Origin of the sequence: Bacteroides helcogenes P 36-108, from assembly GCF_000186225.1 — a bacterium.
GTDB classification, from domain to species: Bacteria; Bacteroidota; Bacteroidia; order Bacteroidales; family Bacteroidaceae; genus Bacteroides; species Bacteroides helcogenes.
The window spans coordinates 2,515,200-2,540,499 of the sequence record NC_014933.1; the positions used below are offsets into that span (position 1 = coordinate 2,515,200).

General features: G+C 50.0%; 22 protein-coding genes. 5 read left to right on the forward strand and 17 right to left on the reverse strand.

The features are described 5' to 3' along the window. Positions 1 to 7: 7 nt before the first annotated feature. From BACHE_RS10205 to trpB, 10 genes are all read right to left on the reverse strand, one after another. Positions 8 to 367 (reverse strand): response regulator, encoded by a 360-nt coding sequence (locus BACHE_RS10205; RefSeq protein ID WP_013547618.1) that lies wholly within the window; start codon positions 365 to 367, stop codon positions 8 to 10. A gap of 194 nt (positions 368 to 561) precedes the next feature. Beyond that, entirely contained in the window at positions 562 to 3,180 is a 2,619-nt protein-coding gene (locus BACHE_RS10210; RefSeq protein WP_041579336.1) for an LruC domain-containing protein, read from the reverse strand. 201 nt (positions 3,181 to 3,381) lie between these two features. Continuing rightward, positions 3,382 to 4,422, reverse strand: a complete 1,041-nt coding sequence (locus BACHE_RS10215; protein ID WP_013547620.1) for an asparaginase — start codon at positions 4,420 to 4,422, stop codon at positions 3,382 to 3,384. Positions 4,423 to 4,691: 269 nt separating this feature from the next. Then, entirely contained in the window at positions 4,692 to 5,468 is a 777-nt protein-coding gene (gene trpA, locus BACHE_RS10220) for a tryptophan synthase subunit alpha (RefSeq protein WP_013547622.1), read from the reverse strand. After that, on the reverse strand, positions 5,455 to 6,096 hold the full coding sequence (locus BACHE_RS10225; RefSeq protein ID WP_013547623.1) for a phosphoribosylanthranilate isomerase: 642 nt from the start codon (positions 6,094 to 6,096) through the stop codon (positions 5,455 to 5,457). The genes trpA and BACHE_RS10225 overlap by 14 nt, the downstream gene beginning before the upstream one ends. Then, positions 6,093 to 6,935 (reverse strand): indole-3-glycerol phosphate synthase TrpC, encoded by an 843-nt coding sequence (gene trpC / locus BACHE_RS10230; protein ID WP_013547624.1) that lies wholly within the window; start codon positions 6,933 to 6,935, stop codon positions 6,093 to 6,095. Before trpC ends, BACHE_RS10225 begins: the two co-directional genes overlap by 4 nt. A 52-nt stretch (positions 6,936 to 6,987) precedes the next feature. Further along, a complete protein-coding gene (gene trpD, locus BACHE_RS10235; RefSeq protein ID WP_013547625.1) occupies positions 6,988 to 7,983 on the reverse strand; it encodes an anthranilate phosphoribosyltransferase in 996 nt (331 codons plus the stop codon). Between the two features lie 168 nt (positions 7,984 to 8,151). Next, complete coding sequence (locus BACHE_RS10240) at positions 8,152 to 8,718, reverse strand: anthranilate synthase component II (protein ID WP_041579800.1); 567 nt, start codon at positions 8,716 to 8,718, stop codon at positions 8,152 to 8,154. A gap of 58 nt (positions 8,719 to 8,776) precedes the next feature. Further along, the gene (locus tag BACHE_RS10245) at positions 8,777 to 10,177 is read right to left on the reverse strand and encodes an anthranilate synthase component I family protein (protein ID WP_013547627.1); all 1,401 of its coding nucleotides are present in this window, start codon (positions 10,175 to 10,177) and stop codon (positions 8,777 to 8,779) included. Positions 10,178 to 10,193: 16 nt separating this feature from the next. Next, positions 10,194 to 11,375: a tryptophan synthase subunit beta gene (gene trpB / locus BACHE_RS10250; RefSeq protein WP_013547628.1), complete on the reverse strand. Its 1,182-nt coding sequence runs from the start codon at positions 11,373 to 11,375 to the stop codon at positions 10,194 to 10,196. A gap of 373 nt (positions 11,376 to 11,748) precedes the next feature. Here trpB and BACHE_RS10255 point away from each other — a divergent pair, with 373 nt between their 5' ends. Further along, a complete protein-coding gene (locus BACHE_RS10255) occupies positions 11,749 to 12,360 on the forward strand; it encodes an HdeD family acid-resistance protein (RefSeq protein ID WP_013547629.1) in 612 nt (203 codons plus the stop codon). Positions 12,361 to 12,364: 4 nt separating this feature from the next. Here the strand turns inward: BACHE_RS10255 and BACHE_RS10260 are convergent, their stop codons facing one another. Beyond that, complete coding sequence (locus tag BACHE_RS10260; protein ID WP_013547630.1) at positions 12,365 to 13,666, reverse strand: S28 family serine protease; 1,302 nt, start codon at positions 13,664 to 13,666, stop codon at positions 12,365 to 12,367. 111 nt (positions 13,667 to 13,777) lie between these two features. On the opposite strand from BACHE_RS10260, the gene BACHE_RS10265 reads away from it, so the two are divergent. The 3 genes from BACHE_RS10265 to BACHE_RS10275 all read left to right on the forward strand — a co-directional run bounded on the left by BACHE_RS10265 (position 13,778) and on the right by BACHE_RS10275 (position 16,301). Then, complete coding sequence (locus BACHE_RS10265) at positions 13,778 to 14,974, forward strand: MFS transporter (protein ID WP_013547631.1); 1,197 nt, start codon at positions 13,778 to 13,780, stop codon at positions 14,972 to 14,974. A 56-nt stretch (positions 14,975 to 15,030) separates the two neighbouring features. After that, on the forward strand, positions 15,031 to 15,654 hold the full coding sequence (locus tag BACHE_RS10270) for a flavodoxin family protein (protein ID WP_013547632.1): 624 nt from the start codon (positions 15,031 to 15,033) through the stop codon (positions 15,652 to 15,654). A 110-nt stretch (positions 15,655 to 15,764) separates the two neighbouring features. Beyond that, a complete protein-coding gene (locus tag BACHE_RS10275; RefSeq protein WP_148229836.1) occupies positions 15,765 to 16,301 on the forward strand; it encodes a hypothetical protein in 537 nt (178 codons plus the stop codon). A gap of 129 nt (positions 16,302 to 16,430) precedes the next feature. Here BACHE_RS10275 and BACHE_RS10280 read toward each other — a convergent pair whose 3' ends face one another. The 6 genes from BACHE_RS10280 to dapF form a co-directional block, all read right to left on the reverse strand. After that, a complete protein-coding gene (locus BACHE_RS10280; protein WP_013547634.1) occupies positions 16,431 to 18,620 on the reverse strand; it encodes a glutamine synthetase III family protein in 2,190 nt (729 codons plus the stop codon). A 107-nt stretch (positions 18,621 to 18,727) separates the two neighbouring features. After that, positions 18,728 to 20,149 carry an ammonium transporter gene (locus BACHE_RS10285; protein ID WP_013547635.1) on the reverse strand — a complete coding sequence of 474 codons (1,422 nt, stop codon included), beginning with the start codon at positions 20,147 to 20,149 and terminating at the stop codon, positions 18,728 to 18,730. Between the two features lie 24 nt (positions 20,150 to 20,173). Then, a complete protein-coding gene (locus BACHE_RS10290; RefSeq protein WP_013547636.1) occupies positions 20,174 to 20,530 on the reverse strand; it encodes a P-II family nitrogen regulator in 357 nt (118 codons plus the stop codon). Positions 20,531 to 20,572: 42 nt separating this feature from the next. Beyond that, positions 20,573 to 21,298 carry a TorF family putative porin gene (locus BACHE_RS10295; RefSeq protein WP_013547637.1) on the reverse strand — a complete coding sequence of 242 codons (726 nt, stop codon included), beginning with the start codon at positions 21,296 to 21,298 and terminating at the stop codon, positions 20,573 to 20,575. A gap of 33 nt (positions 21,299 to 21,331) precedes the next feature. Next, positions 21,332 to 22,567: an LL-diaminopimelate aminotransferase gene (locus BACHE_RS10300; protein ID WP_013547638.1), complete on the reverse strand. Its 1,236-nt coding sequence runs from the start codon at positions 22,565 to 22,567 to the stop codon at positions 21,332 to 21,334. 55 nt (positions 22,568 to 22,622) lie between these two features. Then, positions 22,623 to 23,468 (reverse strand): diaminopimelate epimerase, encoded by an 846-nt coding sequence (gene dapF / locus BACHE_RS10305; RefSeq protein WP_013547639.1) that lies wholly within the window; start codon positions 23,466 to 23,468, stop codon positions 22,623 to 22,625. A 538-nt stretch (positions 23,469 to 24,006) separates the two neighbouring features. Here dapF and BACHE_RS10310 point away from each other — a divergent pair. Beyond that, on the forward strand, positions 24,007 to 25,254 hold the full coding sequence (locus tag BACHE_RS10310; protein ID WP_013547640.1) for an efflux RND transporter periplasmic adaptor subunit: 1,248 nt from the start codon (positions 24,007 to 24,009) through the stop codon (positions 25,252 to 25,254). Positions 25,255 to 25,300 lie beyond the last annotated feature (46 nt).

Below are 25,300 nucleotides of genomic sequence, written 5' to 3' on the forward strand. Positions count from 1 at the left end.
TGGTTGTTTAGAGGTATTTTTTGATGCGGGCTTTCAATTCCATGGGATTGAAAGGCTTTAAGATATAGTCTTCGGCGCCGGCGTTGAGCAGGTTTATCCTTTCCGTGGTGCTTTCCTCACTTGAAAGCATGACGATCGGGATGTGCTCGAAAAGTGCATTGTTCTTCAGGTAATGCAGGAATTCAATGCCCGTCATTCTGGGCATACGTATATCCGAAATAATGAGGGCAGGTTCGTTCCCTTCATTCAGCCATTCTATGGCCTTGATGGGGTCTTCCACATACACTAAGTCGTTCTCCTTTCCCAAATAAACGGAAAGTACTTTACCTATGGCAGGCTTGTCATCTACAAATAGTATTGTTTTCATTGTTTATGTTTATATACGTTGTTTGCTATAAACAAAAATAAATATTATTTTCTATCTATGCTTTATAATTGTGATAATTGCAAATGCAAGTTAATGAACTTTAACTATGATTTGGCGAAAAGCGTGGAAAGGCATGTTTTTTCGATGCTTTTCCACGCTTTTGCAAGAGCAGATTTGCTTGCTCTCCGCATCCGTCAATTTTCCTTGAGTGGTGACAATTCCGTTATCGGGAAAACATTTCCGTTATTGAGTTCATACCATTTTCCGTTTTCGTTTCCATTCTGCTGTCCGCCGCTGGTGACCCATTTATTGAAATATGGATATACGGAAGATATCTTCTGGTACTCTAAAGGCCATGCAAACTCCGAGGGAATCACTACGCCCCATGCCAGGTTGTGCTCGCTGGTGTAATATTGTTTTTTCGTCAGCGACTTGTCATTACCTTGGTCAAAGTATCTGGTATTTGCCAGTTGGGTGGGCGCAAAACCGATCACGTGCACTTCAGTACGTTGTGACTTGACCGTGGCCGGAGTGGTGATGGCGAAGACGTCTATATTGCTGATTGTAAACGCATCGGCCTTCACGCCTGCGGAAGCGGGAATTTCCATAATGACATCAAATCCTCTGGTGTCGTATTTAAGGTTGGCTTTATCGGGCAGGGTGTTGATGAACGGGCCGTTCTCTTTATATCCTTCATTTCCCCATAATGCAAGGTGGGCATCGCTGAAAAGAATATAAGTGGCTTCTTTCTGTCCTTCTTCGAAGGAAGAATCGTCTCCGTTGACCGTGAACTTCTCCGTCTGCAAGTTTGCGGGCAGTTGGAGGAAGCGGATGCCAGCTCCCAGTTTCTTGGATGCTCCTATTGCGCGCAATTCTATCCGCATCTTGAGGCGTGTCACATTATTGTTTTTATCAACTTTTATTTTCTTGGAAGACATTGTGAGTACAAGGTCATTCATGTCAAAGTCACCGTATGTGGGCCAGTTGTCTTCAAATGCAAAAGTGTAAACGCTGCTTTCGTTGATCTCCGGAAGCTCCGGCTCTGTGGGCGTGCCGCCTTCGTTGCCGCCATTTATGATGCCGCTACATGTTTCAATGGTGTATTTGGATTCATTGTAACCAGTTTGTATGACGCCATTATCAGGATGAAGGCATTCGTCATTGTTGCCTGCCTGTGAAAAGTCCGGAGTACCTTCCATAATCAGGTTACCTTTCAGGTAAGTATGCCAATTATACTTGATGGTCTTTGCTTTGATCATGGATTTGTTGGCATTGGTTATATTTGTGGCTTCAAATTCTACTTTTCCTGATAATATGTTGAATTCGTCTGCCACAATTATGGAACCGTCCGTTAGTTTGAATATTGCATCGCTCTGGCTTTCTATCTTGGGCACTGGCTGCCAATTGCCGTCTTTATCCTGGCCTGCTGTGATAGAGCCTTTGTTCAATATGACATTTCTGAATTTAAAATTGTCTTTAACAATGAACGTGCAACTATTGTATAGTACATCAGTTGATGAATTGGTACATTGGGATACTTCGATAATTCCATCGTTGTAGATAGCTGCGCCTCCTTTCAGGTGATATCCGCGGATGGCCGCTTCTTGGTGGTTCACGATAACTGTTGCTTTGCTGTCATTGGTTGTCAGCATTCCGTTGTTTTCGTTCAGTTTGATGTTGCCGTAGTTGAATATCTTTCCATTGTTTAAATAAATCTTTGCACTGCAATTGATGTTCATCTTGTTCAGCAATTGGACCGATGTCAAGGTGAGTCCGTTTGCGTTTAAAGTGGAATGGTTGATTACATTGCTTCCGTTTATGCTGATTTCATTGCCTGCCTTGATTTCACCTTCATTAAATAGTTCAGGATTGCTCCCTAAATTCATCGTCAAATTTTGGCTGACGGTAATTGTTCCGAAGTTTTTGGTTGGACATCCCAAACTTAAAGTTGTACATGACAGTTTGCCTTCATTTTGTATAGTGAGGGTGTTTCCTGTTCCTATGGTGAGGTTTTCTGCAATGATTTCTCCACCTTTCATTACGTAAATGTCGAGATTTGAATACAGACCTGCCCAGCCGTTTAGCTTCCAAGTTCCTTGTACGAATACAGTAGCTTTGCCACTGTTGGTTTTTAACTGAATGGTATAAGGAGAAGCTTTGGTATATTCTTTCCCTATAATAAATTTTGCTCCATTGACAAGCGTTCCTTCATTCCATTGGTCGAAATAGCCGTCCGATTGGGTTGGAATGGTAGGTATAACTTCCGCTTCCTTGTATGCTTTATCTTCTATTTCAGTTATACCGGCAGCTTTGGCGGCTTCGGATGCAGAGGTGGGATTGCTTGTTGCTCTTGTATCGGCAGAGGCGTAATACAGCTTGCAATTCAACTTCCCTCCATTCTCCGGCACTTCATATTCGTAAATTTCTTTGCGTTGCTTCGGATCTGTCTGGCGGATGTACAGACGGGTTGTTGCTTTGGGTATATTGATATTGGCTGTATAGTTGCCGTTGCCTTTGGCCACTCCGGCCGCGATAGGGGTAGCGGTGGCGTCACTCAATGGGTTAGCGGTGAATACTTCCACTAAATAATTATACTGTCCTTTGAATTCATCCTTTACTTCAATATCAAGGTTTACGGAATTAATCATGGACCAGTTGAAGCCATCGGGGGCGGTGAAGTCTTTTCCCAACGGATTTTCCTTGGGTTCTGTTTGTATTCCCTTTTCAGGATCATACACATCATCCGCACAGCCGGCCAGTGCCAATGCGCATGTGATGGCGACCATCGCTGAAAAACAATTTAATGATTTCATAATCTAAATATGCGTTTAATATTGTTCTGTTTGCCAGAATAATCAAGTTTTGAGTTATTCACGCCACAAAATTAGGCATATTCTTTGGAATACAATGTGTAATAATTGATTTTTTTGTTTCTGAAATGGGGAGATATTGTTAAAAATGAGCTCTTTTCTCTTTTGGAAACTTGTAAATGCTGTTCAGACCGATCGCCGACTTCAGTCTTTTGTGATTTCTCCGGCAAGGTCCGAATTCATGAGGCTGCGGATTTCTTTTTGTCCGAGCCCGTGCCCCAGCAGGAACATGAGTTTGGTGACGGCACATTCGGGAGTACTGTCGTAGCCGCTGATGACGCCTGTGTCGAGGAGGTGCATCCCAGTTTCGTAACGTTCCATCTCCACGGCTCCGCTTTGGCACTGGGTGATGTTGATGATCACGATGCCACGGTCGGTAGCGTCCTTCAGTTGGCGGATGAACCACGCTTTCTGGGGAGCGTTGCCTGAGCCGAATGTGCGGAGAACCACGGCTTTCAGTCCGGGAACGTGTAGCACGGAATTGATGATGCTTTCCTGAATGCCTGGAAAGAGGGTGAGCACCACGACGTTGGTGTCGAAGAGGTAGTGCGGCTTCATGGGGCGCGATGGATCGGGGCGGCGGATGAACGGATGGTTATAGCGTATGTGTATGCCGGCTTTTGCCAGCGCGGGATAATTGAACGAACGGAAAGCGTTGAAGTTTTCTGCATTGATCTTTGTGGTGCGGTTGCCCCGCATCAGTTCGTTTTCAAAGAAGATGCACACTTCGGGCACTGCCGGAGTGCCGTCGGAATTTTTGGCGGCGGCAATTTCGATGGCAGTGATGAGATTCTCCTTGCCATCGGTGCGCAAGGTTCCGATGGGAAGTTGTGAGCCGGTGAGGATGACGGGCTTTGAAAGGTTTTCGAGCATGAAACTCAGGGCAGAGGCGGTGTAGGCCATTGTGTCCGTGCCGTGCAGAATGACAAAGCCGTCAAAATAGTCATAGTTGTAATTGATGATTTTGACGATTTTTGCCCACAGGGAAGGTTCCATGTCCGAGGAGTCGATGGGAGGATTGAATTGATAGGAAGAAATGCGGTAGTTGAAGCGCTTCAGTTCGGGGACATGCTTGAGCAGGTGGTCGAAGTTGAAGTTTTCAAGAGCACCGGTTTCCGGATTTTCTATCATTCCGATAGTTCCGCCTGTGTAAATCAAAAGTACGGAGGGGTAATCGACTTTCATAATTTTAGTATTTGGGGTTGGCTTTGGGCACAAAGATAGCGAAAAAAACTGACCGGAGACCAATGATTGATGATTTGTTTATGCGTAGCGCACTGAGTATGACACTGCATATAAAGAGAATGGATCTGCTTTTGGATCCTGTGAAGCCGGCGATGAGCTGATATACGTGCTGTGATTAAGCGGCATGCGGCCGCATCAATGCGAATATCCCTCAAAAGCCTGCATGGAGCAGTTTTTGAGGGACATTTGCATTGCGGGGATATTTGTCCCTACTTCTTGAGATCTTCTTTCAGTATTCCGATGGCCTTCTCCGCGTCTCCGTCGGTTTCGTTCAGCAGAGTGACGAAGCGGCTGCCTATGATGGCGCCGGAGGCATGGGCGCAGGCCGCTTCAAAGGTCTGCCTGTTGCTGATGCCGAACCCCACCATGCGGGGATTGCGCAGGCGCATGTCTTCTATTTTTTTGAAGTAGGCTTGCTTGCGGACGTCGAAATCGGTCTGGGCGCCGGTGGTAGCAGCACTGGAAACCATATAGACGAATCCGTCCGTATGTGCGTCGATCTCGCGTACGCGCGCCTCGCTGGTTTCGGGAGTGATGAGCATGATGACGCGGATGTCATGCTTCCGGGCAATAGCTTTATAGCTTGCCTCGTAATCCTTGAAGGGGAGGTCGGGAATGATGACGCCGTCGATGCCGCATTCCGTGCACTTCCGGCAGAAGGCTTCGAATCCAAACTGCATGATGGGGTTGAGGTAGCCCATGAGGATAAGTGGAATGCAGACGTCATGGCGGATGTCTTGCAGTTGTTCGAAAAGGAGGCGGAGGGACATGCCGTTCCGGAGGGCGCGGGTGGCGGCGTTTTGGATGACAATGCCGTCGGCCATCGGGTCGCTGAACGGGATGCCGATCTCTATCATGTTTACCCCGTTTTTTTCGAGGGTACGGATTACGTCGGCAGTGCCTTTGAGGGTGGGGCAGCCTGCGCAGAAATAGATGGACAGCAGATTTTTGGGGCTGTCCTGAAAAAGTTGGTTAATACGGTTCATAAGATTTATAATTTATTTTTTTGTATTCTTCCAGGAATTGCCTGATGCGTTCCACGTCTTTTATTCCCGGTGCGGTTTCAAAGCGGCTGTTGAGGTCTATGCCGGCAAAGCGGAAGTGGTGGAACTCCCTGATGGCTTTTGCGCTGTATGGATTGATGCCTCCACTGAGCAGGAAAGGAGTGGTTCCGTTGTAGCGGTTCAGTAAATTCCAGTCGAACTGGCTTCCCGAACCGCCGTATTGCGGTGTTTTGGTGTCGAAAAGGTAATAATCGCACAGCCCGTTGTAGGCCGAAACGGCAAGCAGGTCTTTGGGATGGGAGATGGGAAACGCCTTGATGAGACGCATTCCGTCGTTGCGCAGCGAACGGCAGTATTCGGGCGACTCGGAGCCGTGCAACTGCACGCAGTCCAGGCCGAAGCGGTCGGCATACATCAGTACGTTGTCCTTGCTTTCGTTCACAAAGACTCCCACGCGCTTGGCGTGTACGGGCAGGTAATCGGGTATCTCGCACAGGCAGCGTGGAGATTTGGGATAGAAAATGAAGCCGATCATGTCTATGCCCAGCCGTTCCACATTGCGGATGTTGTCAGCGTTGGTCATTCCGCATACCTTGATGATATTGTTCATGATAATTGCCCTATCATTTCTTTCAGTGCGTCTCCCGGCTTTCCGGTTTTCATGAAAGTTTCTCCCACGAGGAAGCCGCGGAAGCCGGCGTTGCGCAGACCGGCAATGGTTTCGGGGTGTGATATTCCGCTTTCGGAGACAAGCAGTGGCAGTCCGTCCGTACCTCCGTCTGAATTGCTGTCGCTTCCCTTGACGGCTTGGCGGAGCTGTTCCGCTATGCGGAATGAATTTTCCACATCAGTGACAAACGTGCCGAGGTTGCGGTTGTTCACACCCACCATGTCCACCTCCTTATTTATATAGCAGAGTTCGGCAGGCGAATGGATTTCGAGCAGCACCTCCAATCCCATCCGATGGGCCTGTGCGGTGAGGCGGGCGCACTCTTCGGGGGCAAGGCAGGCGGCGATGAGCAGCACGGCGTCGGCGCCGATGATGCGGGCTTGCAGAAGCTGGTATTCGTCTATGATGAAATCTTTGCGCAGGATGGGGATGTTGACCAGTGGGCGCGCCGCACGGATGTCGCGGAGTGACCCGCCGAAAAATTTCTCGTCCGTGAGTATAGAAAGGGCGGCGGCTCCGGCGGCTTCGTATTCCGCAGGAATCTCTTCTGCTCGGGCGTTTTCGCAGATCCAGCCTTTGGACGGAGACCGGCGCTTGAACTCGGAGATGATGCCTGTGGGCGAGGCGGCAAGCGATCGCTTCATGCTTCGGCGGGTGGTGGCATTTTCCGGCATGACGGACTCTGCCTGCCGACATAAGTGCTGCATGGAGACGACTTGCTTCTGCTGCGCTATCTCTGCTTTTTTGTATTCTATTATTTCGGATAAAATATCTTTCATTCTTCCTCTTATTTTTTATTGTTTTTAGAGTCTGCTTAATCCTCGAATCTGCTTAACTGTTTATTTCAACGAATTTCTTCAGTTTCTCCAGCGCCTTTCCGCTTTCCAGTGATTCGCGGGCAATGGCTACGCACTCTTCGATATCTTTTTGCGGTTCCATTATCTGGATAGCGAATGCGGCGTTGACGATGACACATTGCGCCTGGGCGGCAGTGGCGCGGTTGGTCAGGATATTGTCGAAGATGCGGGCGGCATCTTCCTTGCATACGCCGCCGAACAGTTCTTCGGGACGGGCTTCCTTGAAGCCGAGCGCCTGCGGGCGGTAGATGCGTTCGTAATTGCGCGTCATAACTTTGAATTCGTCGGTCAGTGAGATCTCGTCATAGCTGTCGAGGCTATTGACCACGGCAAAGTCGATGCCGAGTTTGTAGAACACGTTGGTATAAAGGCGCATTTGCGAGAGGTCGGCCACGCCGAGCAACTGGAAGGCCGGTTTGCAGGGATTCACCAGCGGCCCCAGCAGGTTGAACAGGGTGCGCACGCCCAATGCCTTGCGGACGGGGCCCACAAACTTCATGGCCGGGTTGAACAGTTGGGCATGCAGGTAGGCGATGTTGCATTCCTCCATCGAGCGTTTCAGAGTGTCGGCGTTGTTGGTGAAGCGCACGCCGTGCTGCTCGATGACATTGCTGGCGCCGCTGACGGAGGTGGCCCCGTAGTTGCCGTGCTTGGCAACTTTGTAGCCGGCTCCGGCCACTACGAAGCAGGCGCAGGTAGAGATGTTGAACGTGTTCTTGCCGTCACCACCCGTACCCACGATGTCTATGGGGCGGTAGGGGGCGAAGTCTATCGGAATGCGGGTTTCCATCAGCGCCTCGTGGAAGCCGATCAGTTCATCGACGGTGATGCCACGCATCTGGAAGGCCGTGAGCAGGGCGGCTATCTGTGCTTCGGGATACATCTCTTGGGTGATGTTGAGGAGGATTTGCTTGGTTTCCTCCGATGTAAGTTCTTCGTGGTTGAAGAGTCTGGATAATATAGCTTTCATCTTTCTGTTTTACGATTCATTGATATTTACGATGTCCGGGACGTTTCCGTTGCCTTACTTCAGTGACTATGCGTTGCCACACTTCAGCGGCTGTAATGCCTCACTTTGCAGGGTGCGAAGTGTGGTGTTGTGTAGGCCGAAGTGTGGCGTCTGGTGCACTGAAGTGCCTTATTCGGAGAGCCAGTTTTTCAGGATGGTTTTTCCGTCCGGAGTCAGTACGGATTCCGGGTGGAACTGGATGCCTTGCACGTCGTGCTCCCTGTGCCTCAGCGCCATGATTTGCCCTTCTGGGCTGATGGCCGTCACAAGCAGTTCCGGAGGCAAGCCTGCCGTATCCACCACCCAGGAGTGGTAGCGTCCCACGGGAATCTTTGGAGGAAGCCCTCGGAAGATGTAGTCGGGCGGAGTGCAGATATTGATTTCCGTCTGTACACCGTGGAATACCTCGCTCAGATTGACGAGCTTTCCGCCGAATGCCTGTCCGATGGCTTGCTCGCCCAGGCAGACGCCGAGTATAGGTTTCCTTGGGGCATATGTGCGGATGACGTCCAGCAGTAGTCCCGCTTCTTCGGGGATGCCCGGACCGGGAGAGAGGATGATTTTATCGTATTGTTCCAGTTCTTCCAGGCTGAACCGGTCGTTGCGCAGTACATCGACCGCCGCGCCGAGTTCCTTCACCAGATGAGAGAGGTTGTAGGTGAAGGAGTCGTAATTGTCTATAATGACTGTTTTCAACATTTCGTTTATGGTTTACAGGATTTATGTTTCGGATTATATTTTTTCGTATTTCGGGCTACATTTTCTCGGCCATCACAATCGCCTTCTTCAGTGCGCCGAGTTTGTTGTTCACTTCTTGCAGTTCGTATTCGTCGTTGCTCTTGGCCACGATGCCGCCGCCTGCCTGGAACCACAGCACACCGTTGCGGCTGACGAACGTGCGGATGGTGATAGCTTGGTTCAGCGAGCCGTTCAGTCCGATGAAGCCGATGCATCCGCCGTATGCGCCCCGGTTGTGCGGTTCGAGTTCGCTGATGAGCTGCATGGCGCGTACTTTCGGTGCGCCACTCAGGGTTCCGGCCGGAAAGGTGTCGATGAAGGTCTTTACCGGATCGGCGCCTTCGTTCAGCGTGCCGCTGACCCGGCTGACGAGGTGGATCACATGGCTGTAATACTGCATATCTTTGTAGAAGTCCACTTTCACGTCCCGGCAATTGCGTGAGAGGTCGTTGCGGGCAAGATCCACCAGCATGACGTGCTCGGCGTTCTCCTTGGGGTCATCGTGCAGGTATCGGGCATTGACGGCGTCCTGTTCGGCGTTTCCGGTGCGTCTGGTGGTTCCGGCTATGGGGTCGATATAGGCATGTCGGCCTTCGATGCGGCAGTGTGTTTCGGGCGAGGAACCGAAGATGCGGAAACCTCCGAAGTCAAAATAGAATAGGTAGGGAGACGGATTGATGCTGCGCAGGGCGCGGTACAACTTGAAGTCGTCGCCCGTGAAGCGCTGCTCGAAACGGCGGGAGAGGACGATTTGGAAAACGTCGCCGCGCAGGCAGTGCGCTATGCCGCGGCGGATGTTTGCTTTGTGCTCTTCATCGGTGAGTGGAGAGGTGGTAGAACCCGTGGCGCGAAAATCGTATGTGGTATAGTTGCGGTTGTGGATGGCCTTCTGCACGGTGTCCAGTCCGCTGGTTTCGCCGGGGGCCAGCATCTCAAGAAGCATCATCTCGTTCTTGAAGTCGTTGAAGACGATGAGATATTTGTACAATATGTAGAGCATGTCCGGTGCGTCGTTGGTAGTCTCGTGGCTGTCCTTAACGGGGATATTCTCGAAGTAGCGTACCGCATTGAAGGAGGTGTAGCCGTAGAGCCCGCAGTAATCGCTGTATTCGCCCTCCACGCGGAAGCGGTTCAGGAAATTGTCCAGAGCGTTTTCCACACGATATTCTCCTGTCACGGGACGTTCCTCACGGGTTCCGTCGGGCAGGCGGAAGATGGCTGTGCCGTGGTCGATGCTGACGCTTGCCACCGGACAGAGGCCTATGAAGGAACGGTTGTTTTCGCTGCCGTGATAGTCGGAGCTCTCCATGAGGGCGCTTTGTGGAAAGATGTCACGTACTTTCAAGTAGGTGCTGACAGGTGTGTGGAGGTCACCGAGGATGGTGCGACTCACGGTTTGGTAATGGTATTGTTTCATTGTTTCCATTGTATTATCATTTGCCGTCATGGCTTAAATAGGTTTCTATATCCTTGTCTCCCCGTCCCGACACGGTGAGTACGACCACGTCTTCGGGCTTGAATTTCATTTTCTCCAGTGCGCCGAGTGCGTGGGCGCTTTCCAGGGCGGGGATGATGCCTTCGAGTTTCGTCAGTTCGTAGGCAGCACGTACGGCCTCGTCGTCATTGATGGAAAGAACAAGGGCACGTTTCTGCCGGGCCAGGTTGGCGTGCATGGGTCCTATGCCCGGATAGTCCAGTCCGGCGGAAATGGAATAAGGTTCTTCGATCTGTCCGTCTTCATCCTGAATGACGTAGGTGCGCGATCCGTGTATGATCCCCAATTTGCCGAGGGCGATGGTGGCGGCGGTCATGCCTGTCTCCACACCTTTTCCGCCTGCTTCGGCAAGGACAATCTGTACGCGCGAGTCGTCAATGTAATGGTAGATGGTTCCGGCGGCATTGCTTCCCCCGCCTACGCAGGCGATGAGGTAGTCGGGGCAGTCGCGTCCTTCATGCTCCAGAAGCTGCTTCTTGATTTCCTCGCTGATGACGGATTGCAGACGTGCTACCATGTCGGGATAGGGATGAGGCCCTACGGTGGAACCTATCACATAATATGTGTCCGACGGATGGCAGCACCAGTCACGGATGGCTTCGTTGGTGGCGTCTTTCAGTGTCATGTTGCCGCTGGTGACGGGAACAACGGTTGCGCCCAACATCTTCATCTTTTCCACATTGACGTGCTGGCGTTCTACATCGGTCTTTCCCATGTAAACGATGCACTCCATATCCATCAGGGCGCAGACGGTGGCTGTGGCAACCCCGTGTTGTCCGGCTCCGGTCTCGGCGATGATGCGGCGTTTGCCCATGCGGCGCGCCAGAAGAACCTGACCGATGCTGTTGTTGATTTTGTGCGCGCCGGTGTGGTTCAGGTCTTCGCGTTTGAGGTAAATCTTGCAGCCGTATTTTTGGGACAGGCGGTGTGCAAGGTAGAGTGGTGAGGGACGCCCTACGTAGTCGCGCAGCAATTGGTCGTATTCACGCTTGAAATCCTCACTTTGCAGCACGCCGAGATAGGTGTTCTGCAATTCTTCTACACATCTGTGGAGTATTTCGGGAACGTATGCTCCGCCGAATTCTCCGTAATAGCCATCTTTGTCAACTAAGAAACTCATATTTGTATTTTTTTAAGTCCACCGTCCTTGCCTCTCTCTGAAAGCGGGGAGGAGGGGCTTGTTGTTTTTAATATTCCTTTCGGGGTAAATAAGAAAGAGCCCCGTCGCTTGGTGCGACAGGGCTCTTTTTCTTATTCTGTTATATGCTATACATATATACATACGAGCACTGCTCCCTTACGACTGTCGGAGTTGTAACGGGCGCCACCACCAATATGTATTTATGAATGCTGTTTTCATTGTCTTTTTTTGTTTTAACGTGGGCAAATATAAGCACTATGTTTGAAACACCAAAATAAATCTTACTTTTTTTCGGCGTTTCCATGCATGATTGTCCGGATAAAATAGTATCTTCGCAAAAAAACACAGATTCATGAAAGGAATAAGTTATTCATTTTTGCGTGCGATATGTGCGCTTGTGATAGGTCTGGTGCTGGTTATGTTTCCCGACCGGGCGAGTGATTATTTTGTGATTACGATAGGAGTCGTTTTCCTGGTTCCTTCACTTGTCAGCATCATTGGTTATTTTGCGCGGGATATACGGGAAATGTCTGCTGCGGAAGAGGAGCTTAAAACCCGCCGCCGTTTTCCGATCGAAGGAGTGGGCAGTTTGCTGTTCGGGCTGTGGCTTATCGTCATGCCCGGTTTCTTTGCCGATCTGCTGACGTTTGTGCTGGGTTTCATCCTGCTGATGGGAGGTGTGCAGCAGATAGCCTCGCTGTCGGCGGCACGTCGCTGGATGCCTGTACCGGGAGGATTTTATGTGGTTCCGGTGTTGATTCTGGCTGCCGGACTGTTTGCGCTGTTCAATCCTACGGGAGTGCGTTCTACGGCATTCATCATTATCGGAGTCAGCAGTCTGGTATATGCGGCTTCGGAGTTGCTGAACTGGTTCAAATTCACCCGCCGCCGTCCCTCGGCACAAGCGGCTTCGGTGAAGGCGGTGGGGGATATAGAGGATGTGGAGATTGTGGAAGAGAACTGATGGCTTACTGCTTCAGCCATTCATCAATCAGTTCCATAACCTTTTTCTTGTCGCTTTCCGGCAATGTGTTGATACGTGCCTTGTGACTGCCTCCGGGTTCCATGAATACGTGGATATTCTTTTTCCCTTTCAGCCATGTGACGCCTGCCGCAGTCCAAGGGTCGTTTTCTCCATAAATGAATATCATTTTCGGGTCATTCTCTTTCAGGAATTTTGTAATCTTCCTGCTTAGCGTTTTGTCGAAAGGCATGTCTTTCAGTTCTTCGGGCAGCATCAGGCGGCGCAGATATTCTTTGCTCGACTTGATGGAGAGGTATTTCTTGAAAGGTTTCACACCATAGCCGTAATATCCCAGTTCGCGGGCGGCTTGCACAAAGAATGAAGTCGTGGGGCTGTCTGCAATGAAATAATCGGGACTGCTGATGGTGAGCAGATGCTCAAGCAGCTCGCTGTCCGAGGCGGTCACGGCAGGAATGCTTCTTGCTGGAGTACCCCATTGCCAGAAAGCGAAGGAGTATTCCAGTACCGAGTAGTCGTAAATTTCTTCAACGGGAGCGTGGAACTTCAACTCGTGTTTCCGGCAATATTGTTCAAAGTGTGGAAGAAGCGTCGCTTTTCGTTTCAAAACCTCCAACTGGAAGTCTTCAATCTTTTTGCGATTTTCGGCGGTAGATACTTTTCTGAGAAAAGGTTCGTGGCGTCCGTCCTCCACAGCATGGCAAAGCGGAGCGACGTAAGGAACCGATATATCCACATCGTCCGGATAGAAAGTGCGGTACAGCAAGGCGGTTTGTCCTCCCTTGCTGATGCCCGTTGCAATCCATTTTCCGGGATAGATGCTTTTGAAAGCATTACGGACAGCATGCAGGTCGTCTGCAGAATTTTCAGCCGTCAGATATTGCCAGTCCCTGGGTTCGGGGGTGGACTCAAGGAAGTAACGGTGTTCCACAAAAATCATGTTGGCATTCAGTAGCCTCGAAAGTTCCTCGCGATACCTTGGATGGAGGGCGTAGGAGGCGCCATAACCTTCGGTTACGATTACCGTAGGACGGTCGAAACCTACATGGGAGACGATGACCCGTTGGCGGAAACTGCCTTGTCCGGGATGGCGGTGATCCAACGGCTGAGTGAAATAGGTGACGTACTTTTCAGAAAATTCGGTGGATTCCAACGGCCGGGTTTCCGTGATGGCCGGGATTTCTTTCAGCTTCTCCGTCAAATTGCCCTGTTGCGCATGGAGGGCGGTAGACAGTAGAAACAATGCCGCCAAGAAAAGTGTTGTGCGGAGCTTGTGATTTTTTGTCATTGTATTCTGCTTTTTTGGTGATGAATTAAATGGAGAGACAAAGATAGCGACTCCTTGTGAGGAATCCAAAACATGTTGTATCTTTGTCCCCAATTATAAGGAATAGAAAGAATGACACCTCAACTGAAGCACGTCACCACCGGCGTGGCGTTTCCCATACTTATAGCCCTGAGCCTTTCACATTGTCTGAATGATTTGCTGCAATCCGTAATCACGGCCGTGTATCCAATGATAAAGGAAGACCTGTCGCTGAATTTTACACAAATAGGTCTTATCACGCTGGTCTATCAGTTGGCTGCATCTGTTTTCCAGCCTGTTGTGGGGCTTGTCTTCGATAAGCGTCCGCTGGCCTGGAGCCTGCCTTTCGGCATGTGTTTCACTACGGTGGGGCTGATGTCCCTGGCCTATGCCACGCAGTTGCATTGGATATTGCTTGCTGTCTTTCTGGTAGGTATCGGCTCGTCGGTGCTCCATCCCGAAGCTTCGCGCATCACGTCGCTGGCCAGTGGCGGAAGGCGCGGACTTGCACAGTCGCTCTTTCAGGTGGGAGGCAACTTCGGAGGTTCAGTGGGCCCCTTGCTGGTGGCATTGCTGGTGGCGCCCTACGGGAGAAATAGTATTGTGGTTTTCGGTGTCATATCCCTGCTGGCATTTGTGGTGATGCGTCCTGTCTGCCGCTGGTACGGCAAGTATCTGCATGCGCTGAAAGAAGAACACTCTACGTTCACACCCCACATTCCCCGTCCGCTTTCGCTTGGGCCGACGGTATTCGCCATCTGCATCCTGATGATCCTGATTTTCTCGAAATACATCTACATGGCAAGCCTGAGCAGCTATTACACATTTTATCTGATTCATAAGTTCGGTGTCACGGTGCAGGCTTCGCAGATTTACCTTTTCGTATTTCTGGTGGCTACGGCTGTGGGTACGCTGATTGGCGGACCGGTAGGCGACCGCAAGGGACGGAAATTTGTCATTTGGGTATCTATTCTTGGCACTGCCCCGTTCAGTATGCTTATGCCGCACGTGGGACTCGCCTGGACAGTGGTGTTCAGTTTCTGTGTGGGATTCATGCTTTCGTCCGCGTTTCCATCTATTCTGCTCTATGCACAAGAACTGTTGCCCAATAAGTTAGGGCTTATTTCAGGCCTTTTTTTCGGCTTTGCCTTTGGGGTGGCAGGCATTGCTTCGGCCATTTTGGGTGGTTTTGCCGACACGTATGGGATAGAGACTGTCTATAATGTGTGCGCCTACATGCCATTGCTGGGGTTGGTGACATACTTCTTGCCGGATTTGAAAAAGAGATAAGGGAACAATACGCAACTGAGTACATTTGCATAATAAATAAGGAAGCATACGTAATTATGAAAAAAAAAGTTTTATTGATTAATGGTAGTCTGCGGAAGCACGGGAATACCCATATCGCCTTGTCCGAAGTGGCTTCGGCACTGGAGGCCGAGGGAGTGGAAACGGAAATCGTGTCTATCGGTGTGAAAGCCGTGCAGGGTTGCATAGCTTGCGGCAAGTGTGCGGAACTGGGTCGATGTGTGTTCAAGGACGAACTGTACAATACTGTCCGCGCGAAGCTTGAAGCGGGCATAGACGGGTTGATTGTGGGTTCGCCCACTTATTATGCCGGCCCCAACGGTTCGCTCTGTGCCTTGCTTGACCGTGTGTTCTACTCTTGTGGCTGCATGTTGCGCTACAAGCCTGCCGCCGCCGTTGCCGTATGTCGCCGTGGTGGAGCCAGTGCGGTGTTCGATCGTCTGAACAAATATTTCACTATCAGCAACATGCCCGTCGTCTCTTCTCAATACTGGAACAGTGTGCACGGCCGCACTCCGGGCGAGGCCTCGCAGGATGCCGAAGGCTTGCAGACCATGCGTGTACTGGGCCGGAATATGGCGTGGCTTTTGAAGAATATAGGGCAGGGCGGACAGCCGATACCGGAAAGTGAGGAGAGAGTATTTACGAGCTTTATACGGTGATATGCCTTGCTATGAAAAACGCTATAATACTATGCCTTTGTTTGCTTTTGTTTTTTTCTTGCAACACAGAAAGTGTACTTGATAAAGAGCCGGAAGAGCCTACGCAAGTAATGAATTTGCTTAAGAATGGCAATTGCGAAAGATGGTCCACTTTACTGTCAGGGAATAAGTATTATCTTGACGGTTGGTCTTTAAAGGATAATAAGGAGAGCGTATTCCGTGAGAAAGGGGTTGTATATGAAGGTCAGTATGCGGCAAAATTGTGTACTCCGAAGTCTGGTATAACAGCTTTTATCGGGCAGAGTATTTATGTCCATCCGGGGCATCGCTTGAGATTGTTTTTTCGCTATTATTTGGAGGAAGGCTCAGAGAACAATGCACGTACTTATTGTTACTTCGGTGAAACTGCAAGTAGTAATATTCCCATTGATGTGCTGAACACTTTTTATGATAGTGAAACGTTAAAGATTATACGGGGTGGTGGCTATGGTTTATCTACATTTCCAAAAGAGACAGGAGTGTGGAAGACCTTTGACTACACAATTCAAGTCCCTGCTATTGCCTACAATTTTGTTTTTGAGATACGCAGTTACTTTGGCACTACTCTCTATGTTGATGATTGTTACGTGATAGATTTGGACTTTTGACAAATAATATCTGATAAACAAATAGAGAGACCTTGTTTCTCAACAAAGCCTCCCTGCAAACTTAAAACAACCAACAAAAGAAATAGATAATTTCTATCTATCTATGATTTTAGAATTTAAGAGTTACTCTTATCTGATGAACAAGAGTTCTCTGTACTTGGGCAACGTCCACATCTGGTTGTCAACGATGAGTTCCAACTTGTCTATGTGGTAACGGATTTCTTCCATCATCGGCACGATGTTGTCGTGGTAGGCGATGGCTTTGGTACGTTCACATTCTATTTTGTTGGCCACCTTGCGGGCTTCAATCATGGCATCTACATGCTCCTTGACAAAAGCCGTTCGGTCTGCAATCTCCTCGATGAGTTCCAGATTCTTGGCGGATAGCTTCTCGGCCTTTTCGGCGGGGAAGAGGGACTTCATTTTATATACGTTGTCTATCAGGTCGGTCTGATACTGCGTGGCCACGGGGATGATGTGGTTCATCACCAGGTCGCCCAGTACGCGGGCTTCGATTTGGATTTTCTTTGTATAAGTCTCCCATTTCACTTCGTTGCGGGCTTCCAGCTCCTTCTGTGTCATTACGCCTGTGGTTTCAAACATCTCGATGCTTTCCGGTTTCAGATAGTTGTCGAAGATGACAGGCACACTGGTTTCGCAATCCAGACCACGGCGCGCTGCTTCTGCCTTCCATTCATCGCTGTAACCGTTGCCATCGAAGTGGATGGGCTTGCATATCTTGATGTATTGGCGGATGACGTCGAGTATGGCGGAAATTTTCGGTTCACCTTTCTCAATAAGTGCATCCACGTCTTGCTTGAATTCCGTCAACTGCTCGGCAAGGGCGGAGTTCAAGGCAATCATGGCACTGGCGCAGTTGGCCTCGCTGCCCACGGCGCGGAATTCGAAGCGGTTACCGGTAAAGGCGAACGGGCTGGTGCGGTTGCGGTCGGTGTTGTCTATCATCAGTTCCGGAATCTGTGGGATGTCCAGCTTCATGCCCTGCTTGCCGCTGAGGCTAATGAGGTCGTCCTTTGTGCTTTCCTCGATATGCTCCAGAACCTGGCTTAATTGCTTGCCCAAGAAGGAAGATATGATTGCGGGAGGTGCTTCATTGGCTCCCAGGCGGTGAGCGTTTGTGGCGCTGGAGATGCTTGCTTTCAGCAGTCCGTTGTGGCGGTAAACGGCCATCAGGGTGTTTACGATGAAAGTAATGAAACGCAGGTTTTCTTCAGGCAGCTTGCCGGGAGCATGGAGCAGCACGCCAGTGTCGGTTCCCAACGACCAGTTGTTGTGCTTGCCGCTTCCGTTGATGCCTTTGAAGGGCTTTTCGTGCAGCAATACGCGAAATCCGTGATTACGGGCAATCTTGCGCATCAGTGACATGATGAGCATATTGTGATCCACGGCCAGATTGCATTCCTCGAAGATGGGAGCCAGTTCAAACTGGTTGGGTGCTACTTCGTTGTGGCGGGTTTTGACGGGGATGCCGAGTTTCAGGGCTTCGATTTCGAGCTCCTTCATGAAGGCGGCTACACGCGGGGGGATGGCTCCGAAGTAGTGGTCTTCGAGTTGCTGGTTCTTGGCACTGTCGTGTCCGGTCAGGGTGCGGCCGGTCATCAGCAAGTCGGGACGTGCGGCATAGAGGCCTTCGTCAACGAGGAAGTATTCCTGTTCCCAGCCCAGGTAGGCAACCACCTTCTTTACTTCGGGGTTGAAGTAGCGGCATACGTCCACGGCAGCTTTGTCCACGGCCCGCAGTGCTTTGAGCAACGGAGCCTTGTAGTCCAGTGACTCGCCGGTATATGCGATGAAGATGGTGGGGATGCAGAGTGTGTCATCCACGATGAATGCGGGAGACGAGGGGTCCCAAGCGGAGTAGCCTCTGGCTTCGAAAGTGTTGCGGATGCCTCCGTTGGGGAAGCTGGATGCGTCCGGCTCCTGCTGTACAAGCAGTTTGCCTGTGAATTCCTCCATCATTCCGCCTTTGCCGTCGTGCTCTACAAAGGCATCATGCTTTTCGGCAGTACCTTCGGTGAGAGGATGAAACCAATGCGTATAGTGGGTTACGCCCATTTCTGTGGCCCATTTCTTCATGCCTGCGGCTACCTCATCGGCGATGCTGCGGTCCAGCGGCGCGCCGTTGTCTATCACGTCGGTCAGCTTGGCATATACTTTGCTGGGCAGATAGCGGAACATCTTTTCTTTGTTGAATACATACTTGGCGAAGTACTCTGACGGACGTTCCGCCGGAACTGCCACTTCAACGGGTTTCTTCTTGAACGCCGTCTCTACTACTCTGAATCTTAATTTTGACATAATACCTTGAGTGTAAATTGTTGGTTTATAAAAATTATATTGTTAGAGTAAAAAAATCTCTTTTATTGTTCCCGGAAAGGCGGTCAGGCCCGTCCGGGATAAGTGTTTTAGTTGTAGGCCGACTCTCCGTGTTCGTAGATGTCGAGTCCTTCTTCCTCAATACGCTTCGGAACGCGCAAGCCATGAATTTTGTCCAGCGCTTTGAAGATGAGATAGCCCATGCCTGCCGCCCAGCATCCTACCACCAGCGCACCGAATATCTGTGCGCCGAGGAAACTCCAGCCTGCACCATAGAGAAGGCCTTCACTGGTGGAGAATAGCCCCGTGAGGATAGTGCCGAGGCAACCGCATACGCCGTGTACGGAACTTGCGCCCACGGGATCGTCTATCTTCAGTATCCTGTCGATGAATTCTACGGAGTATATCATTACGATGCCGCAGATGGTTCCGATAATCACTGCACCTGTTGCCGATACAACGTCACATCCTGCCGTGATACCTACCAATCCGGCAAGGATGCCGTTCAGGGTCAGTGACAGGGAGGGCTTGCCGTACTTCAGCCAACTGATGCAAAGGGCGAAGAATCCGCCTGCGCAGGCTGCCAGGTTTGTGGTGAGAAACACGTGTGAGATGGCTTCCTGGTCTGTCGTAGTGGCTGCTGCCAATTGTGAGCCGGGATTGAAGCCGAACCACCCGAACCAAAGGATGAATACGCCGAGTGCCGCAATGGTGAGGTTATGTCCGGGAATGGCCTTGGAACTTCCGTCCTTGCCATACTTTCCGATGCGCGGACCCAGGATGGCAGCGCCTACCAGTGCTATCCAGCCGCCTACGGAGTGCACGATGGTGGAGCCAGCGAAGTCGTGAAATGTAGTGCCGAAAGCGCTCATCATGAACGAGCCTTCATCACCGTTCATCAGCCAGCCTCCTCCCCAGGTCCAGTGGCCGGAAATGGGATAGATCAGTACACTGATGAAGATGGTATAGACCAGATACATGGAGAACTTGGTGCGTTCGGCCATGGCGCCGGACACAATGGTGGCGGCCGTAGCGCAGAATACGGTCTGGAATACGAGAAAACCTTCGTTTGGCAGTCCGCCGCCGTCATGGAAGGCAAGGTCCATGAAGTGGGGCATACCCACAAAATCGCCTATCCCGAACATCAGCCCGAAACCGATGAACCAATAGAGCAGTGAGCCGAACATGAAGTCCACGAAGTTTTTCATCAGTATGTTGGCGGTGTTTTTGGTGCGTGTGAAGCCTGCCTCTACCAAGGCGAAGCCCGGCTGCATGAAGAATACCAGCATGGCAGCGAGCAGCATCCATACGGTGTTAACGCCCGATACCAGTTGCGATACGGTGTCTCCGTCCGTTCCTTCGGCTGACGACAGTGTCGTGTCGGCCGCCGTCACGCTGTCCGTCACGGCGGTGGGGATCTGTGCGTAAATATCTGTTGTGAGGCAGCAAGCTATGAATATAGCAATGGCTGTACACAGCTTCGTGAGGCTGCGTTTCATATATGTGTCCATAAGTTTTTTTTATTTTAGTTGTACCTATCTTTCTTGTTCGGCATTATACAGTGCAATGTCGCCGCGCTCGGCAGTACGGATGCGAATGGCATCCTCGATGGGGATGACAAAGATGCGCCCGTCTCCTATCTCGCCTGTCCGGGCTGACTTGAGGATGGCTTGTACAGTTTTTTCTGTATTCTTGTCGCGCACCACGATGGAGATCAGAATGCGTTCGATGGTGCTGGTGTCGTACATCACACCACGGTAGATGCGGGCTTGCCTGGACTTCCCGATGCCTCTCACTTCGTAGTAAGAGAACCATTCGATGTCCGCTTCGAGCAGTGCGTCTTTCACCTCCTCGAACTTGGTCTTGCGGATAATAGCTTCAATCTTTTTCATACCTTAAAACAATTTATGGTTTATACCTGTGTGTTCTATCTTTCAGAAAGTCAGCCCGAAAGTGAAGTACGCCTTGTCCTCATAAGGATTGAACGTCACTTGGGCAAAGGCGGGTAAAGCGAAAGAATCTGTGATCTTTATCTCCTTGCTTGCCGTCAGGCTGATGTTGGTCACATTGCACTTGTCAGAGTATGCGCCTTCCCACGGTGTAAGGCCTGCTTCTGCCGACCAGTCCAGTCCGCCCAGGCTGAAAGGTGCGCTGATGCCGATGTAGGTGGAATAGGCACGGTCACCGTCGGCCTTGCGTGCATCGTTTCCGGCAAAGTTCGTGTTCCACGCCACTGCCACGGGCCCGAAGTCATAGCCCAAAGTAGCCTCGAACACATGCCCTGTCCGGTTTGCGCCATACTTGAAGTAGTGAGTCACCGTTTCGCCTGTCTTGTTATTTTCTGCCGGATCAAACCAATAGTCGGTGATGGTTGCGCTGAATCCTCCCGTGTTGTAACTCAGACTGAAGTCAAGTTCTTTGGCATCGTTTTTGTCTAAGCCCACAGACCCCCAGGCTTCCAGCTTGATCCCCCGGTATGAAACGGATGCGTCGGGCTGGATGCTTACACCGCCGCAGTCCATGCCGCGCCATACGTAGTTGCTGACAAGGCCAGTTCCGACAGACGCTTCCATCTTGTTCTGTGCATTGGCAGTGAAAGTCATTGCTGCCGATAACAGCGCTATGGCTATTGTCCCTAATTTTGCGTTTCTTGTTTTCATACCTTCTTGCTTTTTAAGTTTTAAAATATCGCTTTATCTTTTCAGCCAGCTTCGGATGCGCTTCATGGCTTCCGTGCAGTCCTCATGCTTTCCGAATGCGGTGAGCCGTATGTAGCCTTCTCCGTTGGGGCCGAATCCCACACCCGGAGTGGCGACTACGTTTGCTTCATACAACATTTGCTCGAAGAACTTCCATGAACTTGTGCCGTCCGGAGTTTTCAGCCAGATATAAGGGGCGTTTACTCCGCCATACACTTTCAGCCCGGCAGCTTCGAGACCTTCCTTCATGGTGCGTGCGTTGTCCATATAGTAGTCTATCGTTTCCTTTACCTGCCGTTGGCCTTCGGGGGTGTAGATGGCTTCCGCAGCCCGTTGGGTGATATAGCTTGTACCATTGAATTTGGTGCACTGCCGGCGGTTCCAGAGTTTGTTCAGAGGGATGCGCTCACCTTCCAATGTAGCGGCTGTAAGTTCTTTCGGCACTACGGTGTAGCCGCAGCGCACTCCTGTGAACCCGGCGGTCTTGGAGAAACTGTGGAATTCGATGGCACATTTCTTTGCTCCTTTTATTTCGTAGATGGAGTGGGGTACGTCCTCTTCCCGGATGAAGGCTTCGTATGCTGCGTCAAACAGGATGAGTGTGTCGTTGGCCAGTGCATAGTCCACCCATTTCTTCAGTTCGGGCTTGGTCAGTGTCGTTCCCGTGGGATTGTTGGGATAGCAGAGGTAAATGATGTCTATGCGCTTGTCCGGTATTTCGGGGATGAAATTGTTTTCGGAAGTACAGGGCATGTATGTCACGTTGCTCCATTTGCTGCCTTCTTCCAGCACTCCGGCGCGTCCGCACATCACGTTGCTGTCTATGTAAACCGGATAAATGGGATCGGTCACCCCTACGCTGTTATCGTGGCGGAGGATGTCACCGATGTTTCCCGTGTCACTCTTCGCTCCATCGCTGATGAAGATTTCCGATGGGCTGAAGTGAATGCCACGCGGTGCATAGTCATGTTTGATGATGGCTTCTATCAAAAAATCATAGCCTTGTTCGGGTCCGTAGCCCCGGAATGTCCCGGCATCGGCCATCTCCTCCACTGCCCTGTGCATCGCTTCGATGCAGGCTTGTGGCAGTGGCCGGGTAACGTCTCCGATGCCCAGACGGATGACCTCTTGCTTGGGGTGTGTTATCCTGAATGTATTTACCTTTTTAGCAATGTCCGAGAACAGGTAGCTTCCCGGAAGTTTTAAAAAATGCTCGTTAACTAATGCCATATCTTTGTCTTTTTTGTTTTAAGTTTCTTCTGTTTTCTTTCTCGGCGTCATTTTTTTATACTTCAATCTCCCCTTCAAATACTTTGGTTGCTCCGCCTGTCATAAGAACATGTTTGGAAGCTACATCCCAGTCGATATCGACTGAGCCGCCATCCATGATGATGATCGATTGCCTGCCGGCTCGTCCCGTAAGGAAAGCTGCCACTGCCGTGGCGCAGGCGCCTGTGCCACAGGCTTGTGTGATGCCTGACCCTCGCTCCCAGACACGCATCCTGATTTGTCCCTTGCCCAGCACTTGGGCAAATTCCACATTGATTCTTCCGGGGAAAAGGGGATGGTTCTCTATCTTGGGGCCGATGGCTGCCAAATCCGTATCCGTGATGTCGTTGACGAAAATCACGATGTGCGGATTTCCCATTGAAACGGTGGTTCCTACATATCGTTTTCCTTCTATGAGTATAGGTTGCTCTTTCATCGGTTTAGCTCCATTACCGTCATAGTTCACAGGTTCGTCGGCCGGAATTCCCATGTCCACTGTTACGGTGTTCACTTTTCCGTCGGCAGCTACGTGCAACTTCAGTATTTTGATGCCCGACAAGGTATCGAGGGTAATTTCTGTTTTCTTGGTCAGTCCGTAGTCAAAAAGATATTTTCCGATGCATCTGCTTGCATTGCCGCACATCATGGCTTCCGAACCGTCGGCGTTGAAGATGCGCATGCTGAAATCCGCTTTATCCGACTTCCCGATAAGTACCAGGCCGTCGCTGCCGATTCCCGTGTGTGGCGTGCTCCATGTCTTCGAGAGCCTTTCCGGATTTTCGACAGGGTATTGGGTTGTATCCACATATATATAGTCATTTCCTGCGCCATGCATCTTGGTAAATTTTATGCTTCTTGTCATTTTGCACATTGTCGGTTAATTAATATATCCTTTTGTTTTCTTTCGATGCAAATATACGACGTTTTGGATAATGATTGTCATAAAGGAATGTCTATTTTCTATTTATTTTTAGTGCAGCTTTCAGTCAGTGCAAATATAAGCTGATTCTTCTTTCAATTTATAAGTATGTGAAGCTATATTTAAGTAAATTGTAATTATCAGTAATGTTATGCTCTGGAGGAAATAAGAAAAAAGATTGTATAATTGTGAAATTACTACCTTTTTGTGTGCCTAAAATGCTTTTACCGTTGATATAATGCAATGTTTTAGCCCATTTTAATTTCTATATGTATATATAGGATTTGCTCTCTTTTTAAATTTGCTGTTATATTCGGATGAATGTATCATGCTCGCTGCTGTTATCCGAAAATGTACAGAGTGTTCATTTTCGGACACTCCGTATATTGGTCTTTACGCTTATTTTCAATAATTTATGTTTTTGGCATGAATTTGGCTACCATAAAGATTGAATGAAATAATTAAATCATAAATAGAAGGTATGGACAGAGAAATTCCGAAAGAAGTTCGCAACAAGGAACGTAATAAGAAAATCATTCGGTATGGTGGCATGGGGGTGGCAGGCGTCATAGTAATCAGTGCACTCATTTCATTGATGCGTACCGGTGTGAAGGAACAGGATCTTGTGTTCTCCAAAGTGGGTAGGGGGACGATTGAAGTGAGTGTCAGTGCATCCGGAAAAGTAGTGCCCGCATTCGAGGAAATCATCAATTCGCCCATCAACACCCGCATTCTGGAAGTATATAGGAAAGGTGGAGACAGTGTGGATGTCGGTACTCCGATTTTGAAACTGGACTTGCAGAGTGCCGAAACGGATTATAAGAAGCTTCTGGATGAGGAGCAGATGCGCAGCTATAAATTGAAGCAGCTTCAGGTGAATAATCAGACGAAACTGAATGACCTGCAAATGCAAATCAAAGTTTCGGCCATGAAGCTGAACCGCATGAAAGTGGAATTGCGTAACGAACGTTACCTCGACAGTCTTGGTTCGGGTACTACGGATAAAGTGCGTCAGGCGGAGTTGAGCTACAATGTCGCCCAACTGGAGTATGAGCAACTGAAGCAGAAATACGCCAATGAGAGGGAAGTGCTTGCCGCCGAATACAAGGTACAGGAGTTGGATTTCAGCATGTTCCGTAAAAGCCTTGCCGAAACCAAGCGGACGCTGGACGATGCACAAGTACGCTCTCCGCGAAAGGCCATCCTTACCTACATCAATAATCAGATCGGCGCACAGGTTTCGGAAGGCAGCCAGATTGCGGTGATTTCCGATTTGAGCCACTTCAAGGTGGAAGGTGAGATTGCCGATACCTATGGCGACCGTGTGGCTGCCGGGGGCAGGGCGATTGTGAAAATAGGTAGTGAGAAGCTGGAAGGTTCTGTAAGCAGTGTGACTCCGCTTTCAAAGAATGGTGTGATTTCCTTCACGGTGCAGTTGAATGAAGATAACAATCGCCGTCTTCGTTCAGGCTTGAAGACAGATGTATATGTAATGAATGCTGTAAAAGAGGACGTGATGCGTGTGGCCAACGCCAGCTATTATGTGGGGCGGGGAGAGTACGAACTCTTTGTGCGCAACTCTGACAAGGAAATAGTGAAACGGAAAGTACAGTTGGGCGACTCGAATTTTGAGTTTGTAGAGGTTGTCAGCGGTCTGAAACCGGGTGATGAAGTAGTGGTGAGCGACATGAGTCAATACAAGAACAAGAATAAACTGAAACTGAAGTAATCTCTTTTACCCTTGCATGTTACGCTTTTTACCCCTGCATGTAACC